Below are 19673 nucleotides of genomic sequence, written 5' to 3' on the forward strand. Positions count from 1 at the left end.
GCCGTGGGCTGAGCGGTGGTGGCGGAGTGAGTGGTGGGCGTGGGCTGAGCGGTGGCGGCAGGGCGAGCGGTCGCGCCGACGCCCGCGGTCCCGCGCTGTCCCCTCGATGTGACTGCTTGAGGTGACTCCTTGATGTGACTGATGGTCCGCGGCGGCGAGCCTCTTTGGCGTCTTCCGAGGTGTCTGTACCGTCAGCCCGGCGAGGGGGTGACCGCGGGCGATGAGGAGTGCGGACCGTGACAGCCGTTCAGCAGACGGAATCCCTGCAACCGGTCAAGCGGCGACGGAATGCCGGACGCGTGGTGGTGGACTGGCTGACGACCACCGACCACAAGACGATCGGCACGCTCTACCTGGGCACGTCCTTCGGGTTCTTCATGGCCGGTGGCATCCTGGCACTCGCCATCCGGGCCGAGCTGGCCCGCCCGGGGCTGCAGATCCTCTCGAACGAGCAGTTCAACCAGGCGTTCACGATGCACGGCACCATCATGCTGCTGATGTTCGCGACGCCGCTGTTCGCCGGATTCGCGAACTGGATCATGCCGCTGCAGATCGGCGCGCCCGATGTGGCCTTCCCGCGGCTCAACATGTTCGCCTACTGGCTCTACCTGTTCGGCTCCCTGATCGTCCTGAGCGCCTTCATCACACCGGAGGGGGCCGCCGACTTCGGCTGGACCGCCTACACCCCGCTGTCAGGCCCCCTCCGCACCCCCGGAACCGGCGGCGACCTGTGGGTGATGGGCCTGGCCTTCTCCGGTTTCGGCACCATCCTGGGGTCGGTCAACTTCATCACGACGATCATCTGCATGCGCGCGCCGGGCATGACGATGTTCCGGATGCCGATCTTCACCTGGAACATCCTGCTGACGGCCGTGCTGGTGCTGCTCGCCTTTCCCGTGCTGGCCGCCGCGCTGCTGGTGCTGGAGGCGGACAGGAAGTTCGGTGCGCACGTCTTCGACCCCGCGAACGGGGGCTCCTTGCTGTGGCAGCACCTCTTCTGGTTCTTCGGCCACCCCGAGGTGTACATCATCGCGCTGCCGTTCTTCGGCATCGTCACCGAGATCTTCCCCGTCTTCAGCCGTAAGCCCATCTTCGGATACATCGGACTGATCGCGGCGACGATCTCCATCGCGGGACTGTCGGTCACGGTCTGGGCGCACCACATGTTCGTGACCGGCTCCGTACTCCTGCCGTTCTTCTCCTTCATGTCCTTCCTCATCGCGGTCCCGACCGGGGTGAAGTTCTTCAACTGGGTCGGCACGATGTGGCACGGCTCGCTGTCCTTCGAGACCCCCATGCTCTGGTCGATCGGGTTCCTGGTGACCTTCCTCTTCGGCGGCCTGACCGGCGTTCTGCTGGCCTCACCGCCGATGGATTTCCATGTGTCCGACTCGTACTTCGTCGTCGCCCACTTCCACTACACCGTGTTCGGCACCGTGGTCTTCGCGATGTTCGCCGGGTTCTACTTCTGGTGGCCCAAGTTCACCGGCAGAATGCTCGACGAACGGCTCGGCAAAATCCACTTCTGGACCCTGTTCATCGGATTCCACCTCACCTTTCTCATTCAGCACTGGCTGGGTGTCGAAGGCATGCCGCGCCGCTACGCGGACTATCTGGCGTCCGATGGCTTCACCACGCTGAACACGCTCTCCAGCGTCGGTTCGTTCCTGCTGGGTCTCTCGGTGCTGCCGTTCCTCTACAACGTCTGGCAAACGGCCAAGTACGCCCCGAAGCAAGCGGCCGACGACCCGTGGGGCTACGGCCGCTCCCTGGAGTGGGCCACCTCGTGCCCGCCGCCGCGGCACAACTTCACCACGCTGCCCCGGATCCGCTCCGAGTCACCGGCCTTCGACCTGCACCACCCCGACGTCGCCGCCCTGGAAGACGCCAGAAAGGGCGCACGGCGCGACGTGGCCGCACCGCAAGTGCCAGGCCGTACCGACCGCCCTTCGGGGGACGAGCCGCGCTGAGCGGGGCACGCCATGACCGACCGCCGCACACCGGACCGCCGCACACCGGACAGTCGCACCGTCCAGGCGGGTATCGCCGACATCGAGGGGTACCTGCTGTGGCAGGCGGAGACCGACCGGGCCCGTGCCGACGCCGAAGCCTTCGTCGACGCCCTCGACTGGCCGACAGCCGCCCAACGGCAGGAGCTGGTACGCCTCTTGGCCCTGCGGCAGCTCGACCTCTCGCGGCGATCCGTCACCCGCATCGCCGCCCGAGCGCTCCAGCTCCGCCGGGAGTACCAGCAGCGCTATGACTGCCTCAAACGCCGTGTCCTGGCGGCAGTCTTGGCCCTGCTGGCGGCCCTGGTGCTGCTGAACGTCCTGCTGCTGACCGCCTGCTGAGCGGTGCCGTGACCCGGCAAAGGACGCATCCTGCTCTTCCTCGACGAACTCCACACCTGTGGTCGGTGCCGGCGGTGCCGGCGGTACCGAGGGCGCCACGCCCGTCGGACGTGCCCTGATCCGCGGCGAGGTGGGGGCATGGCCGCGTGAGCTGCCGGTGGTCCGCCGAGGGGCGCAAGTGGACAAAATTCCTTTGCCGGACCGGCAAAGGGCGGGGTGGTGGCGGGTGGCCGGCGCGTCCCCCGCAGCGGTCCCGCCCGCTTCGGGAGGCAGCGTCACCCGTACGGCCATAGCGTGAAGAGAGGGTCCGAAGACTTCCCCTCGATGGAGCGAAGAGGTGAGGCGCGATGACCGAGTCCGCAGAGCGCGGGGCGCGGAACACCGGGAACCTGGGGCGGACGACCATCGCCGACGGTGTGGTCGCCAAAATCGCCTTTCTGGCAGCCGCTGAATCGATCGGGGTGCATGCCCTCGGCAGCGGATTTTCGAGATCGGTGGGAGCCCTGCGCAAACGCGTACCCGGCGGAGGCACGACCACCGTGCACGGCGTCAAGGTCGAAGTCGGCGAGAAACAGGCCGCGGTTGACCTGGACATCGTCGTCGATTACGGCGAGGTCATCCCTGAAGTGGGCAGAGCCGTTCGCGGGAACGTGATTTCCGCGGTCGAGGGGATGACCGGTCTCCAGGTCGTGGAAGTCAATATCGCGGTGAGCGATGTGTGGCTCCCCGAGGAGGAGGAGGAAGAAGAACGGGTGCAGTAGGGGGAACCCCTTGAGGCCCCTGCGAAAGCCCCCTTACGTCGTGGCGGACTCGCCCCCGGGCAGCCGCGGCAGTTCGGGGGCTTCCGTGTCCAGCGGCACCGACCAGGCGTTGAGCAGACCCAGCTCAACGCCGGGGCGCGGCAACACAGCTTCCAGGAACCAGTCGGCGGCCACCCTGACCCGGTTGCCCGGCATCGCCATCAGGTGGTAGCCGCGGGTGACGGCCGCGGCGAGCGGGCCGGAGATCGGGAGGTGCAGGGGGTTCGCCGCGGCCTGTGCGCCGCCCAGGTCGACCATGAACCCCAGGTCATGATGCTCATACGCGCGCGGTGAGCCCTGGCCGCAGGACGCCGCGACATTGTGCGCCGCGACCTTGCCCTGCCGCTGGGCGTGCTGGGCGGTCATTGGCGTCACCTCGCCGGGGCGCGTCAGGTCAGGGACGGCCGCCGCGTCACCGCAGGCGAACACCTCCGGCCGGCCGGGCACGCCCAGGAACTTGTCCACGCACAGGCGCCCCTTGTCGGTGGGCAGCCCCAACGAGTCGACCAGCGGATCGGGCCGTACGCCCACACACCAGATCAGGGAACGGCTGTGGACGAACTCGCCGTCGTCGAGCAGCACTCCGTCGCCGGTGGCTTCCTTCACGGAGGTGCGGGTGCGGACATCGACGCCACGGGAGCGCAGGACCCGGTCGGCGGTGTGCGACAGCCGTTCGTCGAGTCCGGGCAGCAGCCGGTCGGCGACGTCCAGCAGCAGCCAGCGGGGGCGTGGACCGTCCTTCAGTCCCACGTTCTGCCGGGCCAGGGCGTCGCTGAACAGCACTCCGTGGGCGGCGACTTCGGTGCCGGTGTAGCCGGCGCCCACCACCACGAAGGTGGTCCTGGCGGACCGTTCGGCCGGGTCCTCGGCCGCACCGGCCAGTTCGATCTGGCGGGTGATGTGGTCGCGCAGGTACAGCGCTTCAGGCATACCGCGGAAGCCGTGGGCATGCTCGGCGACACCGGGGACGGGCAGCAGCTTGTTGACGCTGCCGACCGTCAGGACCAGCCGGTCGTAGGACAGCGCGCCCTTCTCGCCCTCGGGGTTGGTGTAGCGCACCTGACGCGCATCGAGGTCCACGTCGTGGGCCTGCCCGAGGACGAGCCGGGTGTCCGGCAGGTTCCCGGTGAGCGATACCGCAACCCGGCGGGGTTCGAGTATTCCGGCCGCCACTTCAGGCAGCAGCGGCACATACAGAAAGTAGTCATGGGGGTTGAGGAGCACGATCTCGGCGGCTCCCCTGGCCAGCCGGGAGAGCGTACGGGCGCATGCGAACCCGGCGAAACCGGCTCCGACGATCACGATCCGAGGACGACGTCGCTTCACGTGGACTCCTGCGGTCGGGGGGTGCTCCGGCGCCAGGCCGGGCGCGGCGGTCGCGGTCCGGTGTGAGCGGACCGCCCGCGCGGGGACACCGAGCGTGTGGTGCCCTGTCGGTTAACCGGTGAGCGGCCGGATACACATGGTGGTGCCGGGGCGCTCGGCTGTTCGGCCGGAAAAGATTCCTCACGGGCCCGCCGGAAGCACATCCCCGCGAGCCATCGCAAGGGATTCCCCGCGGCCAATTCAGCCGCTCTCCCGCTCGCCGTCCCCCGCATTGTCCCGCGCGATATGCACCGCCGCCTCCTCCGCCGACGCGGCGCCACCGTCGATCCCGACGTCCCGGGCGGCGATGTCATTGCTGCCCCCGCGCCAGAATCCCTCGTCGGAGCCCACGAGCCGGCCGGCCCGCTCCTCGCCGCATTCGAGGTCTGTGGGTTCCCCCACGCCGCCCGGCAGGTCGCCGATGCCGTCACCGTCGGGCGTGCAGACGTCCGGTACCTCCACCGCCAGCCGGTGATCCAGCGTCTCGCGGTCGTGCAGCTCCCGCGCGGTGGTCCCCTCGTGGTTCACCACGAAGGGACGCTCCGGAGGCGAATAGCCCGTGTCCAGCGTCTCGTCGAGACCCGGCTCGTCCAGGGCGTCCTCCATGTCGAGGTCGTTGGGGTTGTCCTGGGGGTCGGATCTGGGCGGCTGATAGACCTCGTCGCCCATTGCGTCGTCGGACATAACCGCCCTCCTTCTCCGCCTTCGCCGGCCCGGCCGCGGGGTGCGGCAGGTGCGTGTACAACCGATTGTCCGCCTCCTGGCGCCGCACGGCAGCGCCAGGAGCACGCCCGGCCCGCCTCAGGCGCGTCGGTGTTCCGTCGCGATGCCCACGGCCTCGGCGATGCTCTGCACATTGCCGAACCGCTCGTGTGCGGGCAGCCGCTCGGCCATCGCGACCAGCCGGTCCGGAGCGTTGTTCCGCCGCAGGGTCTCGATGATCGCGTACTTGTCCGCCGGATACAGGCTCCGCCCGAGGTGCTGGGCGAGTTCGGAACGCAGCCCGACGTCCCGTTCGCTCATCCCGCTCGGCGTGCCGCCCCTGAAGTCGCTCTCGGGGGACCATGCCGCCACCGGCTGGTCCTCTCCCGCCGGCTGGAGTTCGTGCTCCTCATCGGTCCGCAGCGAGCGCTCCGCCGTCAATTGCCCCCGCAGTTGCTTCTTCATCACGTCATCCCGGGCGGGGCCGGTCTTGTCCGTGCCGTGTTCCATGACCATGGGTGCCTCCCGCTCTACGAGTCGTACCGACCCGACGCGTTACTCCCAGTTTCCCTGGTCCCCCAGCCCTAACAACCCGACGGCGCCCTCGGCCACCCGGGTACCACCCGGCGGTGGCCATTTCCCGCGCGCACACGGAAATCATCCGGGTGTGCGCGCAACGTGACGGCAAATGCATATGCCCGCCATGCATACGCCTTTCGGGAACGGGAATTCGTAAGGCACCCAGCCCCATAACGGCATACCGATGACACCGGCCGCACCACGATGACAGCCCACCACCACGGGAGAAACCGGGGAATCCGAGGAAGCCAAGGAGGCAGCGCCATGCGACTCTCGCTCCTGAAACCGGTCATCAACCGGCCAGGCCCCTGGGCATCCGTCTATGCCACCGTCCCGCTCAGCACCGAGGATGCCGCAAAACAGCAAGAGTTGATGGCGAGCGCCACCACGGCGCAGCTTTTCGCGCTCGGCGCGGACGAGGCCACCTGCGGCGCCGTGCACGAGGCCCTGCTCATGCCCCAGGAGAGCAGCCGCGGGGCGCACGCCGGACGGGTGCTGTTCGCCGCCCACGGTGAGATCGTGCTCGACACCCCGCTCCCCGGGCCCCCGGCCGTCCCCTTCGCGGCCTGGGGCCCGGTGCCCAGGGTCACTCCGATGCTGGCGGCCATCGGCGACGACCCCGTCTGCCTCGTGGTCCGTCTCGACCGGGCCGGGGCGGACTTCGCCCTCGTCGGCGAACGGGGTGCCGAGACCGCCGGCGGGGACAGCCGCGCCGCATCGCCCCTGCCCCGCACCTCCTCGGGTGGCCCGTCCGAACGCCACTTCCGGACCAAGGCGGAGAACACCTGGGAACACAACGCCGGAGAGATCGCCGGCGCGGTGCGCGAGGCCTTCGAGAAGAGCGGCGCCGAGGCCGTCGTCCTGGTCGGGGAGGGGCGCGAACGCCATCTGGTGCACGAGAAGCTGCCCGAACCGCTGCGCGCCCTCACCTACGAGAGTGCCCACGGCGGACGTGCACCCGGTGCCGAGAGCGCCCTGGTGGACCGGGACATCGCCCAGGTCAGAGCGGACTGCGAGCGCGAACATACCGCCGAGGTGGCGGATCGCTTCCGCACCGGCGCCGGGCCCGGGAACGAGCGCGCCCCGCATGCCGCGGCCGGAATCCCCGCCCTGATCGAGGCGGCGCGGGAACACCGGATCGACACCCTGCTGGTCAGCCCGCACGGCTCGGACATCGCCCGGCAGGTCTGGGTGGGCTCCGGCGCCGACCAACTCGCCGTACGCGGAACGGAGTTGTCGTACCTGGGCGAGGAGCATCCGGCGGTCGCACGGGCGGATGACGCCCTGGTGCGGTCGGCGGCCGCGACCGGGGCCGACGTCGTGGTGGTCCGGGACCCCGACCGTGCACCGACCGGCGGGCTCGGCGCCATCCTGCGGGGGACGGTGGACGCCGGGCCGGAGTGAGGCGGGTGCCGGCTGCCTCCTCTCGGCGCGCCCTTTGGTGACACGGATCCCGCATCTCCGCACGCCGTACCCGGGACGCAGGCACCGCACCGCACTGCACGACACCGCACCGCACCGCACCGCACCGCACCGCCCGCCGGCCGGAGTCCGGCGGCGGGCGGTGTGAGTGGTGGCGGGCGTGTCCCTCAGTCCTGGGCTTCGGCGGCCACCGGCTTCGGGATCAGGAAGGACGTCGCAATGGCCGCGGCGAGGATGGCCACGCCCGCGATCATGCCCGCGGTGTAGCCGCCGGGTGACGACGGGTTTGCCGGCGAGGCGGCGGTCTTGACCGCGTAGAGGAGCGCAAAGCTGAGCCCCGCGCCGAGGTTGAACGCGCCCGCGTTGAGTCCCGGCAGGAAGCCCGGGTTCTCGGCGGGGGAGAGGACGATGCCCAGCCCGTTGAGGACGATGTTCGCCACGCCCGCGTAGGCGATGCCCACCAGGATGGACGTCACCAGCAGCAGGACCTGCGAATGGCTGTGCATGGTGAGCAGCATCAGCACGACCGTCGCCACCGACCCGGCCAGGCCGCACCGCAGGACGCGGCCGTAGCCGAAGGTGGCGGCGAGGCGGCCGGCCAGCGGACCCATGGCCAGTCCGGCGAGCGCGTACGGCGACAGCGTCCACCACGCGGAGGCCTCGGCGCTCATCCCGAGTCCGGCCTGGGCGTCCTGGGCGAAGGCCGGGATCAGACCGTTCATGACGGCGAACACACCGGTCATGGTGAGCACCGTGGTCAGCAGGGTCGCCCAGGTCGCGCGCTGCTTGAGGTGCCGGGTGGCGACCAGCGGGTGTCCGGTGCGGTTCTCGGTCCGCCAGAACAGCGCGAAGGCGGCCGCGGACAGGACGAGGAGAAGGGCGATCAGCGGCCAGTCGGCGGCGGCCAGCTTGCCCGCCTCGTTGAGTGCGATCAGCAGCGAGCCCACGGAGACGACGAGCAGCGCGACCCCGGGCCAGTCCATACGGGTCGCCGCCGGCGCCCTCGACTCGGGCGTCAGCGTGGCGACCAGCACGGTGGCCAGGGCCGCAACGGCCGCCATCGCCCAGAAGACCGACCCGAAACCGTGCCGGTCGGCGAGGTAGCCGCCCGCGAGGGAGTCGACACCGGCGATACCGCCGTTGACGGCGGTGATCACGCCGAGCAGGGTGCCGTACCGCTTCGGCTCCTTCACCTCGACCCGCAGCATGATCAGGCACAACGGGACGACCGGACCGCTGACCCCCTGGATGACACGCCCGGCGAACAGCATCGGCACGCTGGTCGCCAGCGCGGCGACCACACATCCGACGACCATCAGGCCGAGCATGCCGGCCAGCACCCGGCGGCGGCCGATGACATCGCCCAGCCGCGGGAGGAACAGGGAGAACAGCGCCGCCGAGGTGAAGAACGCGGTCTGGGTGAGGCCGATCTCGGCGGAACTGGCGCCGAGCGAGTCCTCGATGTTCTTCAGCGCGGGGCTGAGCATGCTGGCGTTGAGCTGGAAGGCGAAGCACGCCGCGAGCAGCGCCGCGACCAGGACGCCTATCCGGACGCCGGACCTGCCGCCGTCCGTCGCCTCGGCGGGACGCGGGGTGGTGGAAACGTTCATGCCTCGACGTCACCGATCCGCTCGAGTGCGTCCACGACGAGGTTCCAGAACCGCTCGTGGTCGAGCTTGACCGCGACCTGGGTGGTGCAGTCCTCCGGGGCGGGCGCGCGGAAGTCCGTCACGGTCATCCCGACCGTCAGCGCGCCGCGCAGCTCGATGTCCACCGGGGCCTTGCGTACGGTCATGACCTCCGGGTCGATGACGTAGGCGACCGCGCACGGGTCGTGCACCGGCGGGTGGTCGAAGCCCTGATTCTCGCGGTAGGCCTCGCGGAAGAAGTCCAGCAGCTCCAGGACGAAGCGGGCAGGCGCCGTGCCGACGGCGGCGATCTTCTCCTCGACGGCCGGGGTGGCCAGCGCCTGATGCGTCAGATCCAGGCCGACCATGGTCACCGGCCAGCGCTCGTTGAAGACGATGTGCGCGGCCTCGGGGTCGATGATGATGTTGAACTCGGCGACCGCGCTCCAGTTGCCCTCGTGGTAGCCGCCGCCCATCAGGACGACCTCGCGGACCCGCTCGGCGATCCGCGGCTCCTTGCGGACGGCCAGGGCGATGTTCGTCAGGCCCGCGGTCGGGACGATGGTGATCTCGCCGGGCTCGTGGGACATCACCGTGTCGATGATCAGGTCCACCGCATGCCGGCGGTCCAGCTCGAAGGACGGCTCGGGCAGGTCCGGGCCGTCGAGACCGGTCTCGCCGTGGATGTCCGGCGCCGTCTCTATGGCCCGCACCAGCGGACGCGGGCAGCCGGCGGCAAAGGGCACGCCCGTGATCCCGGCGATGCGTGCCACGGACAGGGCGTTGCGGGTCACCTTCTCCAGCGTCTGGTTCCCGACCACGGTCGTCACGGCGACCAGCTCGACGTCGGGATTGCCATGTGCCAGGAGCATGGCGACCGCGTCGTCATGCCCCGGGTCGCAGTCGAGGATGATCTTTCTGGCCAACGGAGGAGCCCCTTTGCTCTGCTGCTCGGAAAAGCGGTGATGAAGGTGTGGTGTGTGCGGGCCGGTATGGGCTCCGGCGCACAGCGCGCCCGGCGGTCACCCATGGTGAGCCCGGGCGTGGAGTCAGCCGGCGGGCGAGCAGCATGGAAAACGTTCTCCGGAAACTTGACCCATGGGCCCACGGGTTGTCAATGGTTCAATCTCTGGCCATCCGGACGTTATCGGGACGAAGAGCGGAGGTGACGGCCGGGGGGCCCGCCTTGGACGGGACAACGTTTGCCGGGTGAACGAGGGGGCGTATGCTCCCTCCGGTTCGGGCGGGCCGAACCGGAGGGAGCCGGGAGACGGTGGCCGAAGTCACGTTGAGGGATGTCGCGCTGGCGTCGGGCTGCTCCATTGCCACGGTCTCCCGTGTCCTGGCCGGCACCCGCCCGGTCGGTGCCGAGACCGCACGCACCGTACGCGCGGCGGCGGAGCGCCTGGGCTACCGGCCCAATCAGGTGGCCCGAGCCCTGCGCAGCCGTTCCACCGGCACCGTCGGCCTGGTGCTGCCGCAGATCACCAACCCGTTCTTCCCCTCCCTCGTCCGGGAGCTGGAGCACGCCCTGCACGCCGAGGGGCGGGCCGTCCTCCTCGCCGACTGCGACGACGACCCGGTGACCGAGGCGGCCCGGATCCACGCGCTCCTGGGGCGGCAGGTCGACGCCTTGCTGCTGATACCCGTCGACGAGCGGCGCAGCCGGGAAGCGGTGGCCGGTGCGGCCGCCCGGGTGCCGCTGGTGCTGCTCGACCGCGGCTGCGGACCCGGTGTCGCCGACTCCGTCGCCGTCGACAACGCGGCCGGTATGGCCCTGGTGCTCGAGCACCTGGCTGCCACCGGCCGCCGCCGCCCGTGCTTCGTCGGCGCGGCCGGGACCGCCTCGGCGGCGGTGGAACGGCGCGCGGCCTACGAGGCGGGGGCCGCGGCGCTGGACCCCACGGCCCCTGAGCGCATCGAACTCGGCGACTTCTCGGTGGAGTGGGGACGGGCGGCCGTCGACCGCCTCTGGCCGTCCCGCCCGGACGCCCTGATCTGCGCCAACGACCTCATCGCCGCCGGTGCGCTGCAACGGCTGCGACAGCTGGGCGCAAAGGTGCCGGGCGAGGTCGCCGTCACCGGCTTCGACGACATCCCGCTGGCGGGCCTCGCCGACCCGGCGCTGACCACCGTCCGCCAGCCCGTCGGCGAACTGGCCGCCGAAGCCGCCCGCCTGCTGCGCCGCGGCCCGGCCGGAGCGGATCCGGGGCCGCGACGCACGGTCCGGCTGGCACCGGAGCTGGTCGTACGGGCCTCCAGCGCCTCCAGCGCCTCCAGCGCCTCCAGCGTCTCTGTCGGCGTGCCCGGTGCGCCCGGCCCGTCCGGCGCGCCCGATGGGCCTTGTGCCGAAGCGTCGCGGGCCGGGGGCTGACCAGTCGTCACGGCGGCAACCACCGCCGTTGTCGACGGCGACGATGACAGCGACGGCGGCAGCGGCGGCGGCGACGGCGACGGCGATAGCCATGGCGATGCGACGGCGATGGCGATGCGATGGCGATGGCGATGCGATGGCGATGGCGATGCGACGGCGGGAACTCCCCCGGCCGCAGTTGATGGCGCCCCTCAGCCGATGACTGATGGCACGTCATGCCGTCGGCATCCGGCCGCATTTCTCCTGAGGGAGAGAAGACGCCCCGTTCCCTCATCCCTCTCCGCCCCTCCCCGGCCCCTCCTCATCCTCCCTCTCTCCTCTCCCTCATCCCCCTCGTCCCGCCGTCCCCGCCGCCTCGTCACTCCGCGCCCGGTCGCAGCAGGGGGCGGCAGACAGCACGGCGACGAGGGCGGCGGCGCACCCGTTACGATCGGCCCATTCGAGGCCGTCGTTCGTGGCCGCTGCCGGGAGGAAGAGATGGGCCTGTTCCGCCGAGGACCGAAGCGGGATCCCCGCGACCTGGCACGCGACGGGGAGTTCGGCTTCTTCTCCGAGCGCGAGGGCGGCGTCTTCAGATCGCAGGTACGGCAGGCCTTCGCGGAGCAGGGACTCGAAGTCACCGCGTATGCGGGCGTGGTCACCGACTCCGCGGGCCGGCAGTTCGGCCTCGGCAACCTCGCCGCGGTGTGTCACCGCGACCGGCGCGGTGAGCGCAGCTGGCCCGCGCTGATCCGGGATCACGTCGGCAAGGTGCTCCGTACGATGGACGGCCCGCAGCCGCTGGAGATCCTCAGCGCCGACGAGCTCAGGGCCTGCCTCTACCCCCGTGTGGTCGCCCAGGAGACACTGCCCGCTTCCGACTCCTTCCGCTACGGCCGCGCACCGGCGCCGGGGCTGCGGGAAGTGCTCGCCCTCGATCTGCCCGAGGCGGTACAGATGCTGAGCGAGGACTCGCTGACGGACCTCGGGGACGTGGCGGAGCTGCGGATCCGGGCGATGAACAATCTGCGCGCCCTGCCGGTCGAGGGGCATGAGACCGTGCGGCGCGGCGACGGCTCGGCGTTCGAGGTGCTGCTCGGCGACTCCTTCTTCACCGCGAGCCGGGTGCTGGTGCTGGACGAACTGGTGCAGCGGCTGATGGGCATCGAGCTCACCTCGGACGGCGCGCTGGTCGCCCTGCCCTTCCGCCACCAGCTGGCCTTCCACCGTATTCACGATGCCCAGGTCGTCCCGGCGTTGCAGGCCATGGCGCAGTTCGCGGCGGCCGGCCACGAGGACGCGGCGGGGGCGATCAGCCCCAGGGTCTTCTGGTGGCGCCGGGGCGTGATGACTCCGCTGAGCGAGCCGTCCGGTGGCGGACTGCGGGTGGTGGCGGACGCGGACTTCCAGGCGATGCTGGAGCGGTTGGTGCAGGACGACGCCTGAACGCCGACAGGAGGCGGGGCAGGGACGTGCACACCACGCACAAGGATTTCTTGCGAAAGTTTCACCGTGAGGGAACCCGAGGCGCCATCCACCCGTTTTAAGGAGTGAGGCCCCACGCTCTCCCCCGTGCGTGGGGCCTCACTGTGTTCTCCGGACCGGGCATGCTCCGGATCGGCCTGGCCCGTCCCCGGAGGGTGTCTTTCCGGGCGCCGCGCGGCCTCAGTCGCCGAGATCGGCGCGTTCCTCGTCGGTGAACAGCCGCGAGCGGATCAGGAAACGGACACCCTCCGGCGCCTCCAGGGAGAAGCCACTGCCCCGCCCCGGTACGACGTCCACCGTCAGATGGGTGTGCCGCCAGCGCGCGAACTGGTCCCCGGACATCCAGAACCCCACCGGCTCCGGCACGCCCTCCACGGTCAGCCGCGCCAGCAGCACATCCGACGATCCCGTACGGAACTCCCCGGCCGGGTAGCACATGGGGGCACTGCCGTCACAGCATCCGCCGGACTGGTGGAACATCAGCGGGCCGTGGAGGCCGCGCAGCAGACGCAGCAGTTCGGTTGCCGCCGCACTGAGCGCGATCCGTGAAACTCCCTCCGCGGCGGCGCCCCCGGCGGCCGCCAACGGCTCCTCGCCGCCGCTCATCAAAACCGCCCCGGCTGTGTCGCGGAGCCGTTGACCTGCGGGTTGTCGGTCTCTTGTCGGTACACGTGCCGTTCCTCTCCTGACCGGCCACAACGGACAGCGCCCCGGGACGGCGGCGAGCCGGCCCGGCACGGGCCGGATCATGGTCACCGAGCCGCCACGGAGGCAGTGCCTCAGTTAACTCCCTGCAACGTTGCGAGGTGGTTGCACACGACGGCGGGCCGCTGATCCGTCGGGGACCGCCGGCTTCCCGAGATCCCCCCGGCCGTGCGGCAGGGCGGCGGCTCGGATCCGAGTGCCCAGCTCAGGCAACCGCGGCGGGCGTCGCAACGTCTCGAACAGCAGATGCGCAAGACGAGAGTTGAGCAAGTGGTGACGTTCGGACATTCCCGCGATGCATGCGGTGACGACTGGCCGTTGGTGGGGCGCGAACGCGAGCTCGCTGCCCTCGATGCCGTGGCCGCCGAGGTCCGCTCCGGCCGGTCCCGCGTCGTGCAGCTCGAAGGGGCGGCCGGGGTCGGCAAGTCCGTCCTGCTGAGCACCTGGTGGGAGCGGAACAAGCAGTTCCGGGTGCTGCGGGCCCGCTGCCACCCCCTGGAGCGCGAATTCGCCTTCGGCGCGGTACGACAGCTGTTCAGGCCCCTCCTGGCCGCGGTGTCCGAGACCGACCGCGCCCGTCTCCTCGAAGGCTCCGCAGCGGCCACACTCCGCGCGCTGGACGACGCCGCCGCCCCGGAACCGCTGCCGGAGGCGGCCAATGTGACGGCGTCGACGCTGCGGGGACTCGACGCCCTCGTCTCCCGGCTCTCCCGCCGGCAACCCTTGCTCCTGGCGGTCGACGCCCTGCAGTGGATCGACCAGCCGTCACTGCGGTGGCTCGTGCACTTCGCCGGACGGGCGGACAGTTCCCCCGTTCTGATCGCGGTGACCGCGCGGAGCGCCGAGGTCAGACGGCTCGATCCGCTGCACGCCGAGCTCGTCCGTCCCGCGAACTGCCACACCCTCGTGGTGGAGCCGCTGGACATCGGCGGTGTGGGACAGCTGGTGCGGACGCTCTGGGGCGCGGAGGAACCCGATGACGCCTTCTGCGCCGCCGCTCACGCCGCCACGGGCGGGCACCCGCTGTTCGTCCGCGCCCTGCTCCACCAGGCTCAGCGCAGCGGGGTGCGGCCGACCGCGCCCTTCCGCGACCGGATCCCCACGGTCATGCTGTCGACGCTCGCGGGGGAGATCTCGCACCGCCTCTGCCAGGCGTCCGGCGAGGCGGTGGAGCTGGCGCGGGCACTGGCCTTGCTGGGCGACCGCAAGCCGCCGGAGTTGCTTGCCGCGTACTGCGGAACGGGCCGGGCGGTGGTGCTCTCCGCGGCACAGGACCTGCGGTCGCTGGGACTGCTGCGCGCGGACGGCGACCTCCGCTTCACCCATCTGGTCGTCCGCGACACGGTGCTCGCCATGCTGTCGCCCGAGGAACTCGGTGCCGGTCACGCGCGGGCGGCCCAGGTGTCCTGCCTCAGCGGGCGTCCCGACGAGGAAGTCGCGGCCCATCTGCTGGCGGCCGGCCCCGTACACGGCTCCTGGGTCCTGCCGGTGCTGCGCAGAGCAGCCGGTCAGGCCCTACACCGGGGCGCACCGGAAACGGCCGTGACCTATCTGCGCTCCGCCCTGCACCAGCCGCTGGACGACGCCGAGCGCGCCCGCGTGCTCCTGGAACTGGGCACCGCGGCCAGCCATTACGATGCCGCGCTGGCCATCTCCTGTGTCACCGGCGCGCTCGAAGAGCTGACCGACGAAACGGCCCGCAGCGACGCCCTGGGGGTGCTCGCCTACTCGCTGCTGCTCTCCCGCGGTTCCCGTACGGACCTGTCGAATGTGGACCGGAAGATCGCGGCGCTGTGCGACCGGCGCACGGCGGACTCCGGGACCGCCGACCGTGAACTGGCGCTGCGGATGGGGGCGCTGCGCGCATGGATGGAGTTCGAGCGGCCGTCCGCCACCGGCCCGGCCCCGGCGCCGTCCCCCGGCACGGACGACGACCAGGCCGACCGCACCGCGGGAGAACGCCAACTGCTCGCGATCCGCGCCTTCCGCGCCCTGCGCGCCGGCCTGCCCGCCCCGTACGTCGCCGGTCTCATCGAGCGCGCGTCCGTCACTCTGCCGGCGTTCTCCCATGATCTGTTCCCACTGCACTACTTCGTCGCCCAGACGCTGCTGTACCTCGACGAACTCGATACGGCCGACCAGCTCAACCGCCATCTGACACGGGAGATCTCGGGCCGGGGCATGGAACTGCTCGTCTCCTCCCTGATGCTCTACCAGGCAGGACTGGCACTGCGCCGAGGCAATATCACCGAAGCGCTCGCCGCCGCTCAGAGCGCCGTTGACCAGGCCTCCTCCACCGGGCGGCTCCCGTACGCACTGACCTTGGACACCCTCAGGATCGACGCCCTCCTCGCACAGGGCCGGACCGAGGCGGCCGACCGGATCGCGGGCACCCATGCGGTGGCCGGGCAGGCGGAGGTGGCGTGGGAGCGGCCCCGCTTCCTCATGAGTCTGGCAGCGCTGCGGATCGCCCAGGGCAATCCGCGGGCGGGGCTCTCCCTGCTCCGTGAGTGCGGCCATCACTGCGAGGCCGCGGGGACCATCAGTCCCGCGATGGCTCCCTGGCGCTCCCGCTCCGTGGCCGCCCATCTCGCCCTGGGGGAAACCGCGTCGGCCCGTACGCTGGCCGAGCAGGAGCTCGACCTCGCGCGGCGCTGCCGGATCCCGCGGGCCCTCGGGGTGGCGCTGCGGGCCACGGGGCTGGCCACGAGCGGTCCTCGGGGGCTGGACCTGCTGGCCGAGGCCGTCGACGTACTCGGGTCCACCCCCGCCCGCCTCGAACTCGCCCGCGCCCTGGACGAGTTCGGTGCCGCCCTGCTGCACCGGGACGACAAGCGGGGGGCCAGGAGCGCCTTGCGCCGCGGCCTGGAGCTCGCCGTGGGATGCGGTGCCACGGTGCTCACCGCGCGTCTGCAGGAGCGGCTGCACCTCGCCGGCGGGCGGGTCGGCAGAGCCGGGGGCGCGGGGGCCGGTGCGCTGACCGCGGGGGAGGAACGCGTCGGGACCCTGGCGGCGCAGGGGTACAGCAACAAGCAGATCGCCGAACTGCTCGTCGTCTCGCTGCGGACCGTGGAAACCCATCTGACCGGCGCCTACCGCAAGCTCGGGATCGCGGGGCGCCCGCATCTCGCGGCGGCCATGGCGGCCGCGGACCGGTCCCGCCGGGGGAGCGGCACGACGGACTCCTGAGGCGCGGTCCCGGGGCTCGTGTGCCCGGCCGGATCCGAAAGGCCCCTCACCTTCTGGCGAGGGGCCTTTCGGTATCCCGGTGGGCGGCCGCCGGCCCTGTGGTCGGGCACTGGCCGAGAGTTGTGGTTCTCGTGGTCCGGTGCTGTGGTATCCCGTTTCCCGGGGTGTTCCTCGTGGTCACCCCCGGTCCCTTTCTCCGGGTACCGCAGTCTTAGCCCGAACCAATTGATTCGGCCGTTCTCTCATGACTTACTCAGATCTCACGACGTCGCATTCTTCCGATGTCGCAGGAGAGTTCAAGAGGGAGTGGCAACCGTGAGGTTCAACCATCGGGCCGTATTCGGTCTTCTCGCGGCGGGCGCCGCAAGCCTGTCGGCGGTAATCACCGCCCCTGCCGCCCAGGCGGATTCGAGTCACTACATTCAGATCACCAATCACGCCGGAATCCTCGCCAACACCTGCTACACGTGGCGTGATGTCGAGGGCAAGGACTACTGCCACAAGGTCCGTCCGGTGAACACTACCTGGCAGGCGTATTTCCCCGACGGCGCGACCGGCGCAAAGATCGACCTCAGCAGCAGCATCGTGGACTACGCCACGAGAGACAGTGCCGCGGTATTCGACACCAGCAAGAATCACTGCTTCGAAATCACGGGTCTCGCCGACCGGCCCAAGCTCACGGAAACCGGCTGCTGAACGCGGCAATCGAGGGAGCGCCGCCGTCGCGCCCTCCCGTGAACCGGACACCATTGCACCGGGTACCCCCCACCCACAGAGCGAGGAAAACGTTGATCTCCACATCCGCATCCCGTATCGGTATCGCCCTCGGTGCCGTCACCGTCGCGCTTGCCCTGACGACGCCCACGGCATCGGCTGCCGATTCCACCGACATCAACGGCCACACGGACACCTGGCTGCAGGAGGGCAGCCCCTCCGTCACCTATGACAACGGATACCAGGTGAACTCCGCTGACGAAGTCAAGCGCGCCATGGACCAGTGCAAGAACAGCGATGTGTCCTGCACGGCGACGGCCGTGGAGACAAAGAACGTGACGAAGTGGTTCGACGTGGAGAACACCGCCATGGGCGTGGGCCCCATCCAGAACTGCAGCGGAGGGCAGGGGGAAATAAACCAGACCCTCAGCGGGAGCAAGACGTTCACCTGGGGCTGGAACGTCGGCGTCAATGTCGATATCACCCTCATCAAGGACAAGCTGGGCGTGGGGGCATCCGCGCAGTACAGCGAGACCAACGCCGAATCGAAGAGCGGTGACGTCCGGATCACCATCAAGCCGGGCCGGAAGGGGATGCTGAAGCTGGGCCATGACATGGAGCAGCGCGTCTCCGACGTGCGGATCCAGGGCGGCGAGTTCGGCGGCGCGAAGATCACGGGTCTGCGCACCGAAGTACCCCTCAGTGCGGCGGCGCGGGCAGACACCGACGAGGTTTCGTGTGACGGCGGAAAGCTGATGAACGGCAGCTGAAGCAGCCGGTCCCCCCTCGCAAACTCTCTCTGGAGGAGCACTCCGTGCGGAAAATCAAGAAGTCGGCGGCGTATGGTGCCGCCGCCCTGGGGCTCGCGCTGGCCGGCGCCGTCATGACGGCACCGTCCGCCGCCGCGGCGGGCTCGGGCAATTACATCGGGTTCACCAACAACGGCTGGTTCCTGGTCGACACCTGCTACCACTGGCAAGGCTCGTCGACCTCGGATTCGTGCGACTACGCGAAGCCCAAGGGCACCGACTGGCGGGTGGAGATCCCCGCTGACGCCCAGGGTGTCCAGCTCGAAGTGAAGGTGGCGGCCCAGATCGGGGGCGGAAACGTGACGCCGCAGATCACGGACCTCAAGCGCGGCCATTGCTACGAGCTGAGCGGCTACACCTTCGACCCGAAGATCACCGAAAAGACCTGTTAAAGCATGTCCGGATCAGCGAAACGAGAGGCTCCTTCCCGTATGCGAAGCAGAAAGCGTTCCCTGACCTACGGTGCCGCGGCACTCGGAGTGGCGCTGGCCGGCGCGATTCTGTCCGCGCCGTCCGCCGCTGCCGCCGCGGACAACTACATCTCGTTCGAGCACAACGCGGGGTCGCTCATCGACACCTGCTACGAGTGGAAAGGCCCGGCGGGCATAGAGAGCAAGAACTACTGCCAGCACGACCGGCCGATCGGGACCAGCTGGAAGGGGTACTTCCCCGCCGAAGCGACCGGGGCCACGGTCACCGTCTACTGGTCGGGCGGCTCCAAGCCCCTCTACATCAACGAGGCCGACAAGAACCACTGTTACAAGCTCGAAGGCACGCTGGTGTCCGGGATCCACGTCCTCGACGTCAACTGCTAGCGACTCTCCGGGGCCCGTCGGCGCACTCCGCCGGCGGGCCCCGACGCATGCCCGCGCACCGGCTCGCGGGGTGAGCCGCGTCTCACCCGGGCGGTGCCCACTTGTCTATGCAACAAGTTGCATAGAAGGATTCGGGGCATGGCGCTCGACCACGCGATCCTCGTCTCCCTGCTGGAGAAGCCGGGCTCCGGCTATGAGCTGGCCCGGCGGTTCGACCGGTCCATCGGATACTTCTGGACCGCCACCCACCAGCAGATCTACCGCGTCCTCAAGCGCATGGAGAGCGACGGCTGGATCGACGTCCGCGAGGTGCCGCAGCAGGCCCGGCCGGACAAGAAGGAGTACTCCGTCGCCGCCCCGGGCCGGGCCGCGCTCTCCGGATGGCTCCACGAGCCGATCGAACCCGAGAGCGTCCGGCACGACCTCGCCGTGAAGATCCGCGGCGCGGCGTTCGACGACCCGGCCGCCCTGATCCGCGAGGTCGAGCGCCACCACCGGGCGCACACCGACCGGCTCGCGCACTATCTCGCGGGGGAGCGGCGGGACTTCACCGGTCCCGAAGCCCCCGCCACGCCCGACGCCGGGCAGGAGCTCCAGCATGTCGTGCTGCGCGGCGGCATCGCCTACGAGCGGATGACCCTCGCCTGGCTTGACGACGTGCTCGCCACCCTCCACCGCCTCGCGGGTCTCCACCCAGGCGGCCCCGAGCGTTGAACCGGCCGCACCTCCGCACCGCCGTCCACCGCCCAGCCGACC

18 protein-coding genes are annotated in these 19673 nt (G+C 70.4%); 12 read left to right on the forward strand and 6 right to left on the reverse strand.

What is annotated here, in order from left to right:
* Positions 1 to 236 precede the first annotated feature (236 nt).
* The 3 genes from ctaD to ACGFR7_RS00440 all read left to right on the forward strand — a co-directional run bounded on the left by ctaD (position 237) and on the right by ACGFR7_RS00440 (position 3112).
* On the forward strand, positions 237 to 1970 hold the full coding sequence (ctaD, locus tag ACGFR7_RS00430; protein ID WP_393311381.1) for a cytochrome c oxidase subunit I: 1734 nt from the start codon (positions 237 to 239) through the stop codon (positions 1968 to 1970).
* 12 nt (positions 1971 to 1982) lie between these two features.
* Positions 1983 to 2351, forward strand: a complete 369-nt coding sequence (locus ACGFR7_RS00435) for a hypothetical protein (RefSeq protein WP_393311383.1) — start codon at positions 1983 to 1985, stop codon at positions 2349 to 2351.
* Positions 2352 to 2698: 347 nt separating this feature from the next.
* Positions 2699 to 3112 carry an Asp23/Gls24 family envelope stress response protein gene (locus ACGFR7_RS00440; protein WP_393311385.1) on the forward strand — a complete coding sequence of 138 codons (414 nt, stop codon included), beginning with the start codon at positions 2699 to 2701 and terminating at the stop codon, positions 3110 to 3112.
* A gap of 33 nt (positions 3113 to 3145) precedes the next feature.
* Here the strand turns inward: ACGFR7_RS00440 and ACGFR7_RS00445 are convergent, their stop codons facing one another.
* The 3 genes from ACGFR7_RS00445 to ACGFR7_RS00455 form a co-directional block, all read right to left on the reverse strand.
* On the reverse strand, positions 3146 to 4453 hold the full coding sequence (locus ACGFR7_RS00445) for an NAD(P)/FAD-dependent oxidoreductase (RefSeq protein WP_393312604.1): 1308 nt from the start codon (positions 4451 to 4453) through the stop codon (positions 3146 to 3148).
* 264 nt (positions 4454 to 4717) lie between these two features.
* On the reverse strand, positions 4718 to 5200 hold the full coding sequence (locus ACGFR7_RS00450; RefSeq protein WP_393311387.1) for a DUF5709 domain-containing protein: 483 nt from the start codon (positions 5198 to 5200) through the stop codon (positions 4718 to 4720).
* Positions 5201 to 5317: 117 nt separating this feature from the next.
* Positions 5318 to 5734, reverse strand: a complete 417-nt coding sequence (locus tag ACGFR7_RS00455; protein ID WP_088801286.1) for a DUF2795 domain-containing protein — start codon at positions 5732 to 5734, stop codon at positions 5318 to 5320.
* Positions 5735 to 6061: 327 nt separating this feature from the next.
* Here ACGFR7_RS00455 and ACGFR7_RS00460 point away from each other — a divergent pair, with 327 nt between their 5' ends.
* Positions 6062 to 7201 carry a Vms1/Ankzf1 family peptidyl-tRNA hydrolase gene (locus ACGFR7_RS00460; protein ID WP_393311389.1) on the forward strand — a complete coding sequence of 380 codons (1140 nt, stop codon included), beginning with the start codon at positions 6062 to 6064 and terminating at the stop codon, positions 7199 to 7201.
* 185 nt (positions 7202 to 7386) lie between these two features.
* Here ACGFR7_RS00460 and ACGFR7_RS00465 read toward each other — a convergent pair whose 3' ends face one another.
* On the reverse strand, positions 7387 to 8829 hold the full coding sequence (locus ACGFR7_RS00465) for an MFS transporter (RefSeq protein ID WP_393311391.1): 1443 nt from the start codon (positions 8827 to 8829) through the stop codon (positions 7387 to 7389).
* The gene (locus ACGFR7_RS00470; RefSeq protein ID WP_393311393.1) at positions 8826 to 9773 is read right to left on the reverse strand and encodes a nucleoside hydrolase; all 948 of its coding nucleotides are present in this window, start codon (positions 9771 to 9773) and stop codon (positions 8826 to 8828) included. The genes ACGFR7_RS00465 and ACGFR7_RS00470 overlap by 4 nt, the downstream gene beginning before the upstream one ends.
* A 347-nt stretch (positions 9774 to 10120) precedes the next feature.
* On the opposite strand from ACGFR7_RS00470, the gene ACGFR7_RS00475 reads away from it, so the two are divergent.
* Both ACGFR7_RS00475 and ACGFR7_RS00480 read left to right on the forward strand, forming a co-directional pair.
* Entirely contained in the window at positions 10121 to 11221 is a 1101-nt protein-coding gene (locus ACGFR7_RS00475) for a LacI family DNA-binding transcriptional regulator (protein ID WP_393311395.1), read from the forward strand.
* A 477-nt stretch (positions 11222 to 11698) separates the two neighbouring features.
* Complete coding sequence (locus ACGFR7_RS00480) at positions 11699 to 12646, forward strand: hypothetical protein (RefSeq protein ID WP_393311397.1); 948 nt, start codon at positions 11699 to 11701, stop codon at positions 12644 to 12646.
* A 219-nt stretch (positions 12647 to 12865) separates the two neighbouring features.
* Here the strand turns inward: ACGFR7_RS00480 and ACGFR7_RS00485 are convergent, their stop codons facing one another.
* Positions 12866 to 13291 carry a DUF779 domain-containing protein gene (locus ACGFR7_RS00485; protein ID WP_393311399.1) on the reverse strand — a complete coding sequence of 142 codons (426 nt, stop codon included), beginning with the start codon at positions 13289 to 13291 and terminating at the stop codon, positions 12866 to 12868.
* A gap of 369 nt (positions 13292 to 13660) precedes the next feature.
* On the opposite strand from ACGFR7_RS00485, the gene ACGFR7_RS00490 reads away from it, so the two are divergent.
* The 6 genes from ACGFR7_RS00490 (at position 13661) to ACGFR7_RS00515 (ending at position 19631) form a co-directional block, all read left to right on the forward strand.
* Positions 13661 to 16579 (forward strand): ATP-binding protein, encoded by a 2919-nt coding sequence (locus tag ACGFR7_RS00490; RefSeq protein ID WP_393311401.1) that lies wholly within the window; start codon positions 13661 to 13663, stop codon positions 16577 to 16579.
* A gap of 315 nt (positions 16580 to 16894) precedes the next feature.
* Positions 16895 to 17275 (forward strand): hypothetical protein, encoded by a 381-nt coding sequence (locus ACGFR7_RS00495; RefSeq protein WP_393311403.1) that lies wholly within the window; start codon positions 16895 to 16897, stop codon positions 17273 to 17275.
* 92 nt (positions 17276 to 17367) lie between these two features.
* The gene (locus ACGFR7_RS00500) at positions 17368 to 18063 is read left to right on the forward strand and encodes a hypothetical protein (RefSeq protein ID WP_393311405.1); all 696 of its coding nucleotides are present in this window, start codon (positions 17368 to 17370) and stop codon (positions 18061 to 18063) included.
* Between the two features lie 44 nt (positions 18064 to 18107).
* Positions 18108 to 18494: a hypothetical protein gene (locus tag ACGFR7_RS00505; RefSeq protein ID WP_393311407.1), complete on the forward strand. Its 387-nt coding sequence runs from the start codon at positions 18108 to 18110 to the stop codon at positions 18492 to 18494.
* A gap of 39 nt (positions 18495 to 18533) precedes the next feature.
* Complete coding sequence (locus tag ACGFR7_RS00510) at positions 18534 to 18917, forward strand: hypothetical protein (RefSeq protein WP_393311409.1); 384 nt, start codon at positions 18534 to 18536, stop codon at positions 18915 to 18917.
* A gap of 138 nt (positions 18918 to 19055) precedes the next feature.
* Positions 19056 to 19631 carry a PadR family transcriptional regulator gene (locus ACGFR7_RS00515; RefSeq protein WP_393311411.1) on the forward strand — a complete coding sequence of 192 codons (576 nt, stop codon included), beginning with the start codon at positions 19056 to 19058 and terminating at the stop codon, positions 19629 to 19631.
* Positions 19632 to 19673 lie beyond the last annotated feature (42 nt).

The organism is Streptomyces sp. NPDC048516 (genome assembly GCF_043199875.1).
Taxonomy (GTDB): Bacteria; Actinomycetota; Actinomycetes; order Streptomycetales; family Streptomycetaceae; genus Streptomyces.

Bases quoted from the DNA above. Each gene is read 5' to 3' on its own strand.
- ACGFR7_RS00455 (WP_088801286.1), bottom strand. From the start codon at position 5,734: ATGGTCATGGAACACGGCACGGACAAGACCGGCCCCGCCCGGGATGAC.
- ACGFR7_RS00510 (WP_393311409.1), top strand. From the start codon at position 18,534: ATGCGAAGCAGAAAGCGTTCCCTGACCTACGGTGCCGCGGCACTCGGA.
- ACGFR7_RS00435 (WP_393311383.1), top strand. From the start codon at position 1,983: ATGACCGACCGCCGCACACCGGACCGCCGCACACCGGACAGTCGCACC.
- ACGFR7_RS00515 (WP_393311411.1), top strand. From the start codon at position 19,056: ATGGCGCTCGACCACGCGATCCTCGTCTCCCTGCTGGAGAAGCCGGGC.
- ACGFR7_RS00480 (WP_393311397.1), top strand. From the start codon at position 11,699: ATGGGCCTGTTCCGCCGAGGACCGAAGCGGGATCCCCGCGACCTGGCA.
- ACGFR7_RS00440 (WP_393311385.1), top strand. From the start codon at position 2,699: ATGACCGAGTCCGCAGAGCGCGGGGCGCGGAACACCGGGAACCTGGGG.
- ACGFR7_RS00460 (WP_393311389.1), top strand. From the start codon at position 6,062: ATGCGACTCTCGCTCCTGAAACCGGTCATCAACCGGCCAGGCCCCTGG.
- ACGFR7_RS00465 (WP_393311391.1), bottom strand. From the start codon at position 8,829: ATGAACGTTTCCACCACCCCGCGTCCCGCCGAGGCGACGGACGGCGGC.
- ACGFR7_RS00450 (WP_393311387.1), bottom strand. From the start codon at position 5,200: ATGTCCGACGACGCAATGGGCGACGAGGTCTATCAGCCGCCCAGATCC.
- ACGFR7_RS00485 (WP_393311399.1), bottom strand. From the start codon at position 13,291: ATGAGCGGCGGCGAGGAGCCGTTGGCGGCCGCCGGGGGCGCCGCCGCG.